This is a genomic window from Mesorhizobium sanjuanii (assembly GCF_002529485.1).
Taxonomy (GTDB): Bacteria; Pseudomonadota; Alphaproteobacteria; order Rhizobiales; family Rhizobiaceae; genus Mesorhizobium; species Mesorhizobium sanjuanii.
Window position 1 is genome coordinate 16,040 of the sequence record NZ_NWQG01000197.1, and the last position, 12,618, is coordinate 28,657.

At 60.0% G+C, this 12,618-nt stretch carries 9 protein-coding genes and 1 pseudogene; 6 read left to right on the forward strand and 4 right to left on the reverse strand.

Annotation, left to right across the window (positions count from 1 at the left end):
* Nucleotides 1–102: 102 nt before the first annotated feature.
* Both CN311_RS25645 and CN311_RS25650 read right to left on the reverse strand, forming a co-directional pair.
* Complete coding sequence (locus tag CN311_RS25645; protein WP_097576461.1) at nt 103–1,629, reverse strand: DegQ family serine endoprotease; 1,527 nt, start codon at nt 1,627–1,629, stop codon at nt 103–105.
* Nucleotides 1,630–1,895: 266 nt separating this feature from the next.
* Nucleotides 1,896–2,192, reverse strand: coding sequence for a hypothetical protein (locus CN311_RS25650; protein WP_097576462.1), 297 nt, complete (start codon nt 2,190–2,192; stop codon nt 1,896–1,898).
* 538 nt (nt 2,193–2,730) lie between these two features.
* On the opposite strand from CN311_RS25650, the gene CN311_RS25655 reads away from it, so the two are divergent.
* The 6 genes from CN311_RS25655 (at nt 2,731) to CN311_RS25680 (ending at nt 11,741) form a co-directional block, all read left to right on the forward strand.
* A complete protein-coding gene (locus CN311_RS25655) occupies nt 2,731–5,175 on the forward strand; it encodes a PAS domain-containing protein (protein WP_097576463.1) in 2,445 nt (814 codons plus the stop codon).
* Complete coding sequence (locus CN311_RS25660) at nt 5,172–5,819, forward strand: response regulator transcription factor (protein WP_097576464.1); 648 nt, start codon at nt 5,172–5,174, stop codon at nt 5,817–5,819. Before CN311_RS25655 ends, CN311_RS25660 begins: the two co-directional genes overlap by 4 nt.
* Nucleotides 5,816–6,205 carry a response regulator gene (locus CN311_RS25665; RefSeq protein WP_097576465.1) on the forward strand — a complete coding sequence of 130 codons (390 nt, stop codon included), beginning with the start codon at nt 5,816–5,818 and terminating at the stop codon, nt 6,203–6,205. The genes CN311_RS25660 and CN311_RS25665 overlap by 4 nt, the downstream gene beginning before the upstream one ends.
* A 2-nt stretch (nt 6,206–6,207) precedes the next feature.
* Nucleotides 6,208–6,960, forward strand: a complete 753-nt coding sequence (locus CN311_RS25670; RefSeq protein WP_245440951.1) for a response regulator transcription factor — start codon at nt 6,208–6,210, stop codon at nt 6,958–6,960.
* A 687-nt stretch (nt 6,961–7,647) separates the two neighbouring features.
* Entirely contained in the window at nt 7,648–10,542 is a 2,895-nt protein-coding gene (locus CN311_RS25675; RefSeq protein ID WP_208866574.1) for an ATP-binding protein, read from the forward strand.
* Between the two features lie 398 nt (nt 10,543–10,940).
* Nucleotides 10,941–11,741: a sensor histidine kinase gene (locus tag CN311_RS25680; RefSeq protein WP_165779854.1), complete on the forward strand. Its 801-nt coding sequence runs from the start codon at nt 10,941–10,943 to the stop codon at nt 11,739–11,741.
* Nucleotides 11,742–11,916: 175 nt separating this feature from the next.
* On the opposite strand, the gene CN311_RS25685 is transcribed toward CN311_RS25680, so the two are convergent.
* Nucleotides 11,917–12,153, reverse strand: coding sequence for a hypothetical protein (locus CN311_RS25685; RefSeq protein ID WP_097576468.1), 237 nt, complete (start codon nt 12,151–12,153; stop codon nt 11,917–11,919).
* 350 nt (nt 12,154–12,503) lie between these two features.
* Nucleotides 12,504–12,618, reverse strand: a pseudogene (locus CN311_RS25690) (IS110 family transposase); the annotation flags it as partial.

Sequence of the window (12,618 nt, forward strand, 5' to 3'; positions counted from 1 at the left end):
GCCAGCGCTCTTCGATCGAGATTTGTGCTGGCTCTCACCTTTCTCTACCCTTGATCGGAGATCTGGCTTCTGGCGCAATTGGCGGGCGCGCTATGTTTCATGTCAGGCATGGCCGTATGGCACGGCGATGAAGGTCTGCTGTTCGCCACGCTTAATCAGCAGCAGCACCGACTTCTTGCTGGATTTTGTTGCGGCGCTTATGGCCTGGCTCGTCTCCTTAGCGGTTCGTACCGGCACGCGATTGACCGAAACGATGATGTCGCCCAATTCAATGCCGGAGGTGGCTGCCGGCTGGTCCGGATCGACACCCTCGACGACGGCACCACGCACTTGCGAAGGCACATTCAGGGCCTGGCGAACGGTTTGATCGAGGTCACCAAGCGCCAGACCGAGTGTTGGAAAACTGGAATGCATCGGATGGGAGGAGTCGATTGTGGCCACCTGTTTGACGCTGTCGTCATTGCCGCCGACGACCACTGACAAGGCAACTGTCTTCCCATCGCGCCAAACGGACAGCGCCTCCCTGTTTCCCGGCGAGAGATCCGCAACGGCTCGAGACAGGCTCTTGGGCTCCTTGATGGTTTGGCCGGCAAATCCGGTGATGACGTCGCCGGGCTCTATGCCCGCATGAGCGGCGGGCGATCCATCGCCGACATGAGCGACCAAAGCACCTTCAGGCGTCGGCAAACCGAGGGCGTTGGCGAGGTCCGTTGTAATCGGCTGCATCTCGATGCCGAGCAGCCCATGCTCGATCGAACCGTTTTTCACCAGCTTGGCGACGATCTGTTTGGCCTCATTGGAAGGGATCGCAAATCCGACGCCGACGCTGCCGCCATTGGGCGAGTAGATCGCGGTGTTGATACCCACGACAGCGCCGCTGGTGTCGACAAGAGGTCCACCCGAGTTGCCGTGGTTGATCGGCGCGTCGATCTGAAGGAAGTCGTCGTAGGGACCACTGTTGAGATCGCGCCCGCGGGCAGAAACGATTCCCGCTGTGACTGTCGTTCCGATGCCGAACGGATTGCCAATCGCCAGAATCGGGTCGCCTGCCCTGAGTCCGTCGGAATTGCCCCAGGCAACAGTGGGAAGGAGCTTCCCAGCCTTTACTTTCAGGACCGCAAGGTCCGACTTTGCGTCGCGACCGACAAGGGTCGCCGGCAGCTCGGTTCCATCGTCGAGCGTCACCGTGATAGCGGAAGCTCCGTCGATGACGTGGTTGTTGGTGACGATGGTGCCGTCTGAGCTGATGATGAAGCCGGAACCGAGCGCCTCCGCCAGTTGTGTCGCTCCTTGCGGCGGTGCCTTGGGTGCCGGGATTCCCCGATTGCCGAAGAATTGAGGCAACCGCTCATCGGACGACAGACCGCTGTTCGAGGGCTGGCTTTGATCATCGGGCGCCGATGCAGCTTTCACGATCGACGTGATCGTCACCACCGCCGGCTTGTCGGCTGCAACGATCGGAGCATAGGAGGTGGCCGAAGCGGGAATGGCGGAGCCAACCGGCGAAGGCCCCGTTTGCGTATCGGCCAAACTCGCGTTCAGCGCGACCCCAGCAGCGAGCGGCGCTACGAGGATGGCGGAGAAAAGCAGCACGGCCCGGTGCCTGCGGAGGATGTTGAAAGTTGACATGGTCGCGATCCGTGCGAGGCTTGGTCCTGGCGCCGTGGCGCGTTCCGCGTGCGGAACCGTCTATCCGGCGTATGGCCGATCGGATGCCCTAGCCTCGCTGATGGACTGCCGATCGAACCGATTTACTTAAGCTGGTACTGGCCCGCTTCCGGGTTGTGTTTTGTTTGCGAGGCTGCGGCGGTTACTTGCGGGACGGCGCAGTTTCTTTCGAGAAAGACCGACCATTTCGCATTGAAGTGTCTCCTCGCTGAGGCCCGCATTGGGCTTCAGTCAACTTTGGCCACGTCAGCTGCCTGATCGGGAATCAAGAGCACCCTGTAGGTCATGCCCTCGCACTTGAGCAGGTAGACGGTCTGATTGGGGGCGGACTCGGCCTCAATGCGCTCCGCAGAGGTCGGATTTTTGCAACGGAAGCCTTGGCTTCGCACCTGGTCGGCAACGACGGTTGCCGCAGCGTCCTGGTCTTTGGCTGCGGCGGTCGCTACGGTGCCCGTGAGACAGATCGACATGAAAACGCCGGCGCCAATCGATGAAATCTGCAGCAGCGCTCGATTGCAGTTCATTGTAGTCTCCTCGTCTTATTTCACCGGCAACCGCTACCGCAGAAAATCGGCGGCTTCGATCTTGTAAGCCGTCCGGCGCGGACGGTCACATCGTGACCTTGGGCCGCCTTCGATCAGGTTTGACAGCAGCATACCGGCTGGCTTGTGGAACGGCTTTGTCTGCTTTGCGGCCACTGGCCCTTCCTTGCGGTTATCAGTCCTGAGGTTGCAGCGTGTACCTGTCGATGGACGCTGCATGTCCAGTCCGGGCCTGTCGGTAGCGAGGGGATGCTCGGCAGACCGGCGTCAATCGGCCGGTGTGCCGGGGATACACATATTTGAGCGTCACCCGCTGCTGTCCGCTCAGTTCACGGTGCAACGGCAGCGGCGGGCGACCGGCTATCCATCACGTCTTTCCATTATGCCTGGGCGGCATTCTATTCTGATATAGTGCGCTGGAAGTCCGACATCTCGGGGGACCGATCATGTTGCCTTCTTGTGGGGCGAGGCCCTGAGGTCGCTCGCGCGGCAGCAGGAGCCGCGTCGGGAGTATCCGAAAATGAAAGCAATGTCGCCGCTGCGGACATATGGCTTGGCCATAGCCATTTTCGGCGTCGGCTTGTTGGTGTTCTGGCTGTCCGGCGAACAGGAGGAAATCACCGTACGCCATACTTACATGCGTATGGCCCTCCTTGCCGCAATTGCGATCGTGACCGGCTTTCTCATTCAAGAGTCGCAAAGGCAGGCTGCGTTGGATCGCGCCGTGTATGACGCGCGCGAATTCCTGGAGAGCATTCCCGGACTGGCATGGATCGTCGACACGGAAGGCCGGTTGACCAAGGTGAACACGAGCCTTCGGGATTATCTCGGCGCGGTCGACACCAACAATCTCGATTGCCGGCAGGTTATTCATCCGGAGGACTTCGACCGAACTGCAGGCCTCATGTCGCAATGCCTGGAGAATGGCCAGGAATTTCATGGCGCGTACCGGCTTCGTCGCCACGATGGCACCTACCGCTGGTTCCGTGTCGCGGCTAGCCCCAGGCACGATCGGAACGGCAAGTTCAACGGGTGGTATGTAATCCTGCTCGATATCGATGACCAGAAGGTCCAGGAGGAAGCTCTGCGCGCGAGCGAGCACAGCGTCCGGTCAATACTCGACAACATCCCGGGGATGATCGCAACCGCTGACTCCCAAGGCAATCAAGACTACGCCAACAAGACGCAAAGGGATTATTTTGGACTGGACCTCCTCGAACTGAGTGGGCTGGGCTTTCTCAGCATCATTCATCCCGACGAACGCGACAGCGTTGCGGCAGCGCGACAGCGTTGCATTCAAACCGGCGAGCCAATGGACCGCGCGTACCGCATGCGGCGACGCGATGGCCTATACCGCTGGTTCCATGCGCGCCTCGAACCAATTTTCGACGAGGATGGCAAAGTCATACGCTGGTACGGCCTGTTCACCGACATCGATGACCTCAAGAGAGCGGAACAGGCTTTGGAGGCCAAAGAGCTTCAGCTCCAGCGGCTGATCGACGCTCTTCCGACACTGGTCTGGTCCGCCCACCCAGATGGGTCCACCGAATTCCTGAGCCGGAGATGGCTCGAATACACGGGCCTGTCTCAGGAGCAGGCAAGCGACTGGGGTTGGATTGCCGCCATACATTCGGACGATCGGGACCGGCTTGTCGAATACTGGCGATCTCTCCTGGCAACGGGTGCGCCGGGCGAGATCGAGGCACGGCTGCGCCGCTTCGATGGCCAATACCGCTGGTTCCTTTTCCAAGGCGAACCAGTGCTCGATGCCTCCGGCATTGTGATCCATTGGTTCGGGAGTAACACCGATATCGACGATCGCAAGCGGGCCGAGGAGGCGCTGCGAGCCAGACAGTATGAACTCCAGCAGCTTGTCGACACCATACCGACACTCGTCTGGTCCGTCACTCCCGAGGGTGAACCAGCCTACATCAACAAGCAGTTGGAAGCCTACTATGGCCGCAAGATCGACCACAGCGAGCCCCAGGAGGGTACCAAGCTGGACGGGGCACTTGGACGCCTTATGCATCCCGATGACTTGGAGGCTGTGAAGAGAAGCCTGATCCACTCATTGAAGACCGGGGAGCCTTTCGCCATGCGGTACCGCAACCGCCGGGGCGATGGCATCTATCGCTGGGTTGATAATCGCGCCCAGCCGCTACGGGACGACGATGGCCGCATCGTGAAATGGTATGGCGTCATCATCGACATCGATGACGAGATGAGAGCCCATGACATCGTTCGCGCGACGCAGGACAAGCTCTCGCGCGCTTCGCAGCTTGCGAGCCTCGCCGAGCTGTCGGCCTCGATCGCGCATGAGGTCAATCAGCCCTTGGCGGCTGTCATCACCAACAGTCACGCCTGCCAACGCTGGCTGTCGGCGGATCCTCCAAACCTGCAGCGGGCACGCATCACCGCGGAGCGAATGGTTCGCGATTCCATGGCAGCGGCCGAGGTCGTCAGCCGAATACGAGCACTGTTCAAGCAGACCGCTTCGTCCAGAACTTCAATCAATCTCAACGAGGTGATCGGCGAGGTGCGTCAGCTGATGTTCGATGAAATAATCTCGCAGGGCATCTTCGTTGAAACGGATCTCGATGCGGCCCTGCCGCCGGTGCTCGCGGACCGCGTACAGATGCAGCAGGTGTTGGTCAATCTGGTCCGCAACGGGATCGACGCAATGAAGTCGACAATCGACGTGTCGAAATCACTGAAGTTTGGATCCCGCCGCCATGGAGAGGATGCTATCCTGGTCGACGTCCGCGACAACGGCGACGGAATTGCCGAAACAGAGCGAATTTTCGATCCGTTCTTCACGACGAAGGCGGGGGGGATGGGCATGGGCCTGGCAATCTGTCGCTCGATACTGGAGTCGCACGACGGCCGGCTTTGGGCAGAGAACATCGAGCCAAGGGGAACCATGTTCTCGTTTACGCTGCCGATCCAATCGGGCGACGCGGCATGACCCAGGACGACTGCATCGTTTTCATCGTTGATGACGACCAGCGCATATGCGAGGCGCTGAGCGAACTTCTGGCGGCAAGAGGCCTGGCATCCGTCGCCTTCAACTCGATTGCCGATTATCTGGCTTTTCCCCGACCGGACCTGCCCGGTTGCCTGATCCTCGATATCGAACTCCCTGATATCAACGGGCTGGAATTCCAGAAACAGACCGACCACGAGCAACATCCGCCTATCGTCTTCATCACAGGACACGGCGATATTCCATCTTCTGTACGTGCCATCCAGCGCGGCGCCGTGGACTTCCTTACCAAACCGTTCAGCGAAACCGAGTTGATGAAGTCCATCCACACGGCCATCGATCGGGATTGCGACGCCCGCCTGGAGCGGGCCGAGCTTATGACGCTAAAGCGCCGCCTTTCCTCTCTGACCTCCCGCGAACGGCAGGTTCTGCCGCTGGTCGTCAGCGGTCTGCTCAACAAGCAGGCGGCTGCGGAACTTGGGATCAGTGAGGTGACGCTGCAAATCCACCGCAGCAAGATCATGCACAAGATGCAGGCTGCATCGCTGGCCGATCTCGTGAGGATCGCCGAAAGGCTGCAAGTACCAATAACCCATTCTCGGCGCGCGGGAACATCTTCGAAATGAACGCTGCACGGAAATCAACGATCGCGGTTGTCGATGACGACGTTCGGGTCCTCGAGTCGATCGAGAACCTTCTGGAGTCGGCGGGACACTCGGTTCGTTTGTTCTCATCTCCTCAGTCTCTCCTCGAACACGACGTGTTGCGTAAGATAGATTGCCTGATTGCCGATATCGGCATGCCAGTTGTCGACGGCTTCGAGCTTCGCCGGCGAGCGCGAAATGTGCGCCCCGACTTGCCCGTCATTTTCATTACGGCGCGCCATGAAGCCACAGACCAAAGGCGCGCTGCTGCTGAGGGTCATCATGGCTTCTTTCGAAAGCCCTTCGATGCTTCAGCCCTGCTTGCGGCGGTCGCCCTGGCCGTTTTGGCCTCATCCCAAGGGGAATAGTGATGACAAGTGATCTGATGAGCCGGAAATATGAACGCTTGCTGGAGCGGCCGACGCAGTCATACGCTCGTCCGGTGGCCGCTCCCATTTATGCTCGGGCTACCCAAGATGCGTTTGTCTTCATCGTCGAGGACGATCTTTCGATGCGCGAAGGGCTGATCGATTTGTTGGAATCCGTCGGTTTGCAGAGCCGGGCATTTTCGTCTCCGACCGAGCTGTTGAATATGGAACTGCCGGACCTTGCGGGCTGTTTCGTGCTGGATATTCGTCTGCCCGGCATTAGCGGTCTCGACTTTCAGGCCCGCCTTGTCGCCGCGGGCGTTCGAGTTCCAATCATATTCATGACGGGCCACGCCGACGTTCCGATGGCGGTGAGAGCCATGAAGGCGGGTGCAGTCGACTTTCTGACGAAGCCGTTTCGCGAACAGGACATGCTGGATGCCGTCACAAGGGCCATCGAGCTGGACAGCATGCGCCTCGATCGCAGCCGACAGGCGATCGAGACCTTCGCCCGATTTCAGACGCTAAGCGAGCGCGAGCGCGAGGTCATGGATCTCGTGACGGCAGGATTGATGAACAAGCAGGTCGCCGGAAGGATGGGCGTGGTAGAATCCACGGTTAAGATCTATCGTGCTCAAGTCATGAGAAGGATGGGCGCGCAATCCCTGGCAGACCTGGTCAGGATGGCCGAACTGATGCGCTCTGCGCCTGCTCCCATAACCAGTCTGACGGCTATTCTGGATAGACCTAAGTAGTAGACCAACCCGCCGATCGGACACGAATCTGTACCAAGCCAGAATGGAGACTCGAGCATGCTTCCTCTATGCTTTCGCTTTCTCCGCAGCAGCGCGTGGAACGACATTGTATCCGATCGCTGTCGAAAGGGGCTGGAGCGAGGCATCAATGTCGGGTTGCAGGACATTCTCCACTGGAGCGTATCAGAGGAGATTTGCCCTTCGTTGTCATTCGCTCATCCGGTTTGCTCGGCCATGGCTGTCTCCAGCGCGCAAGGCTATCCAAGCACACTTTCCGTATTTTCTCGATATCGAAATCGATTTTGCGCGTTTCAAGAAGCGCTACGGCGAGTTTGAGCTGGCGGCCCACTCCCACTGCCACAGGAGCATTTCCAATGCGGCGATCAGAAAGGGCTTGCCAGCGTCAAATGCAATACGGACTTGCGCGAGCAAGATCTCTACCTTCGACCTCGCCTTCCAGCTTTGAACGGACCTCGGTGCCAAGCCTCCTCAACAAGGGCTTGCGCATGGATTCTATTTGCCGCCTACGAATTGTAGTTTCTTCGCGGCGCGGCGCAGCCCCGGTTGAGGCCTCTCGTTCGCTACTTCCTTCGGACGCCGCTCGACATGACCCCGCATGGCGGGTCTTGACAAGCTAAAGGTCGTGAAAAGATGCAAACAAGGCCGACCGGATCTTTGCGCATAAGAGTGCCGGGAACCGGTTCGGCTGTCGTCACAAGTAGCGACCAAACAGAGACCGGTGAAATCCTGTTTTTCGGCCCTTTTCGGCTGATCGGGGCAGAGCGGATGCTGGTCAGGGATGGCAAACCTGTTGCCATCGGCGGCCGCGCTCTTGACGTGCTGATTGCGTTGACCGGCCGACCGGGCGAGGTCGTGAGCGGGCGAGAACTGATCGATCTGGTTTGGCCGGGCGTCTTTGTCGAGGAAGCCAATCTTCGCGTGCACATCGCCGCCCTTCGCAAGGTGCTGGGGGACGGCAAGGATTATGTCCGCTACATCGTCAATGTTCCCGGCCGGGGGTACACCTTCGTCGCACCGGTCCGGCGCTCCGGCGCGGGCGGCACGGCCCCGATCGCCGCTCCTGCAAGCCCCGCGCGGCCCCCGGGTTTCTCCACCCCGTTGCAGCTGCTGGTCGGTCGCAGCGAGACCGTTACCGCACTGTCCTCGCTGCTCTTGTCACGGCGCTTCGTCAGCGTGGTCGGACCAGGCGGCATAGGCAAGACGACCGTCGCCGTGGCAGTCGCCAATGCACTGCGCCAGGAATTCGGCGACGATGCGGTTTGCTTTGTCGACCTGGGTTCGCTCAACAACCCGGCAGACGTTGCCAGTGCCGTGGCTTCGGCACTCGGCTGCTTTGTCCAGGGCCCTGATCACGAGCCGTACATACGCGCCTTCCTGGCTGACAAGCGGATGCTCGTCGTTCTCGACAATTGCGAACATGTCATCGAGACGGCCGCGCCGCTCTGCGCACGCCTGCTTCACGCAGCGCCGTCGGTGCACTTGTTGGCGACCAGTCGCGAGGCGTTGCGCGTTGAGGGCGAGTATGTGCATTTGCTGATGCCTCTCGACAGTCCGCCTGACGAAACGCCATCTGCCGTTCAGGCGCTGGCTTCGCCCGCCGTGCAGCTCTTCATGGAGCGGGCGGCATCGAGCGGGCACCATGCCCGGCTCAGCGACGCCGAAGCTCCAATTGTCGCCAGGATCTGCCGCCGGCTCGACGGGATCGCCTTGGCGATAGAGCTTGTCGCCAGCCGTGTGGGCACCCATGGCATTCAAGGAACCGCCGATCTCCTGGACAGCGGCGCCGAGTTGTTCCTGCCGGGCCGGCGCAGCGCATTGCCCCGGCATCAGACGTTGCGGGCCATGCTCGACTGGAGTTTCAGGCTCCTGTCGGCGGACGAGCAGAGAGTTCTCCGGAGGCTGTCCGTGTTCGTTGGCAATTTCACGCTGGCGGCGGCGCATGCCGTGGCCGGGGACGCGGGGAGTGAGATACAGATGGTGACCTCCGCGATCGCCAGCCTGGTCGACAAGTCACTCATGCGCGTCGAGACAACGAGCGGACTTACTCATTACCGGTTACTAGATACCACACGCGCTTATGCCGCGGCCAAGCTCACCGAAGACGGGCAAGCAGAAGCCGCCGAACGACGTCACGCTGGCTACTTCACCGGCCTTCTCAAGCAGGGCATGGCCAAAGGGTCGGCTTTCGATGGCCACAACGTTGCCGTCCACGCTCCTCACATCGGCAACGTTCGCAAAGCGCTCGCATGGAGCTTTTCCAGTTCGGATGACCGGTCTCTCGCCATTGAGCTGGCTGCCCATGCGGCCCCGCTATTTCTGGGACTTTCCCTGCTGGATGAGTGTCAGCAATGGTGCCGGCGAGCCCTGCGCGCGCTGCGGGAAGCGGACCACCGGACGCAATGGGAACTGGAACTCCAGGGAGCACTGGCGATGTCATCCATGTACTCCCGCGGCAACAGCCTGGAAGTCAGGGCCGGGATCGAGCGCGGCCTGGAGCTCTCCGAAATTTTGCAGGATGGAAGGCATCAACTCCAGCTGCTTTCCGGACTCTACATCTTCCTTATGCGCCAGGGCGACTTCAGCGGCGCGTTGGCGGCCGCCAAACGGAACGCTGCCGTTGCCAAGGCTAGCGGAGGCCCGATCGAAAACGCAATGACTGAATGGATGTTAGGTGGATCATATCACCTGACCGGCGATCAGGCGGCAGCGCTTCGCCACTGCAAGCAAGGCTCAAAGCTGGCGTCGGATTTCAGGCTGGGGAGGGTGAGCTTCTTTGGCCACGACCACCATGTATCGGGGCTCGCGACGCTCGCCAGATCCTTGTGGCTGTGTGGCTTCGCGGATCAGGGTTGCGAAGTCGCACGTCACGGAATCAAAAAGGCGCAGAGCCACGATCACCCAGTCTCAAGTTGTATTGCTCTCATCTATCTCGTCCCTGTTTTCCACTGGAGTGGCGACTTCAGAGCAGCGCAGGAGTATACTGAAATTGTAATCGAGCAGGCTACCAAATACTCCCTTGCTCCCTATCGCGCGGTCGGCCTGGCGCTGAAAGGTGAACTCATGGTCGCGAACGGCGATGCGTCATCGGCTGTCGAGATCTTGCGGGCGGGGCTGAAGGCGATGGATGCCGATCAGTACCGCATCGTGACGCTGTCGACGCGGCGTGCCTTGGCCGAAGGGCTGGCCCGTTCCGGTCGGCCGGGCGAAGCGCTGGCCACGATAGACGGGGCTGTGGCGCGTGCGGACCAGGTCGGCGAGATATTGTGGTTACCCGATTTGTTGCGGGCCCAAGGCGAAATCCTGCTGGCGCAGCCGCGACCGGACCTTCCGGCGGCCGAGCGTGCACTGCTCCGCGCGATCGACAGCGCCCGCAAGCAATCAGCCTTGAGCTGGCAACTGAGAGCTGCAATCCCGCTGGCACGCTTGTGGAAAGAGCACGACCGGGGCAAGGACGCCCGCTCCATGCTCGAAGACATCTATCGGCGATTTACCGAGGGATTTGAAACTCGAGACCTGGTTGCCGCGCGCCAACTTGTCGAAGAGCTGAATTCGGCCAACTGAGGTCGGCAAACCAGTCGTGGTTCGCCTTCAACCCCATGGCTCTTCATGTCACCGCCAGGCGTCTGGAGCGATTCTCCACGCATGTGGTTATTCACTGTCTGTCTTGGGCGTTTTTGGGTGCGAAAATTTACAGCTATTTGCAACGCTAAACTCGCATCATGGCTCATAGGGCGCATAATCCATGGCATGAAATTCCAGGCAATCGCCGCGCTGGAGGAGGTCATGATGTGGGACATGCGCATAGCTTCATCACACCGAACGCTCCGGAAGATCTCCTCCCCGGCAGAGGGAATATCCTCATCGCGCCCATTCGCACGGTCAGGCGGATTGATCTTCTGCAGCCCTCGGTACCGCCCACGACCAGATCGCGCCCCTCTTGCCGCAGGAGCCCGTACCTGATGTATGGCACCCAATCGACAACAGTAAGCGAGCGCGCGGTGTGCATCGCGCATGAGGTAAACCAGCCGCTTACCGCCATTCTGACAAACGCGGAAACCGCCTTGCAGTGGTTGACGAGAGACCCGGCCAATCTCGATGAGGCGAAACAGGCCATCGAACGGATCATCGGCAACACCCTTCGCGCCGCGGGTGTCGTCAGAGGCGTTCGGGATCTGGTCCGAAAATCCCCGCCCATGGCGGCTAACCTCGACATCAACAATTTGATCAAGGGCCTCCTCAATCTCGTCAGCCTCGATCTGCGCCTTCACCGCATCGCGGTCGAGGTCGAACTCGCTGAGAACCTGGAGCCGGTCATGGGCCATCACGGTCAACTGGAACGGGTCGTCGCCAATCTGGTCGCGAACGGCATTGAGGCGATGCGCACCGTGCAGGATCGGCAACGAGAGTTGCGGATCAGCACCCGGCTCGACAAAGATGGGGATGTGCTGGTTGCAGTCGAGGACACGGGCACGGGGCTCGATCCAGCACTGGTCGACCGTATCTTCGATCCCCTGTTCACGACCAAGTGCGAGGGCATGGGTTTGGGACTGTGGATATGCCGCTCTATCGTCACGGCCCACGGCGGTCGGCTGTGGGCCACGCCCAATCTTCCGCACGGCAGCATTTTCCGGTTCGTTGTCCCAGCCGCGGTCGGGCCAAGCACGGTTGGGTCAAAAACAGTTGCGCCGGGTCGATGCCGGCAGACGATGCGAACGAACCGCCAGCTCGAAGGTTTTGTCAGCGGCGCCGCATGTTCATGATCTCGTTCGGCGGCATGAGAAGTCGAAAACATGCCTGGTTTGAGGAATACTCCAGGTAACCAGGCCTTCCTGCGGGCGGCTGGTCTCTGCGCCCTTGGCATGCGCGTAGACTTCATGCTGCAGACCCCGCCGTTCCTGAGAGACGGCGGGGCTGCGGCGAGACGGTAGGGCCTTCTCATTCACCCATGAACTGCTGGAGGAAGTTCTTGCCCGCAGTCGGATGGGCCCTGAACGAGTTGATGCCGTCAAACCATCCATTCTGCGAGAAGTCGCCGTATTCGCTGCTGCCGCCTCGGTTATGGTCGTGATTGCCGTCATGGTCCCCGCCGCGCGACGAGGCGGCAAAGGCGCCGGTGAGTGGGATGGCGACGATCATCGCGGCAAGCGTCGCCTTCAGAGGGATAGAACGCATGATTAAGTCTCCTTTTCGTTAAGGAAGGCGGCCATTTGTCCACCGCGCATTCCGGCTACAGGCACTCGGGAACTTTCGGGTTGCGATGTTCGTCTCGCCTCTGCTGTTCTCGTCCTGCATCGCTTATCTAGCAACGATCAGAAGTACTACATAGCATATCAAAGTATCATTCATGTATAAGCTAGTATGGAGTGTCGGTGTTCGGCCCGTGTATGGCGCCAAGGACGATGGTCTCGATTTTCACGCCGAGCGCCCTTGAACCGAACGCGGATGAACGGAACTAATACATGTCGCGCAAAAGTGCGCAGCGGTTTTGCGGTAGAAACAACACCCTGAAGTATCCGTTTTGATCAAGGTGTTTTAGGGGTCCATTTTCGCTGCGCCTTGAGGAGAGCGTTTGCGAGGATGATGAGCTTTCGCATCAACGCGGTGATGGCAACCTTTGGCGGTTTGCCTGCCGCCTTT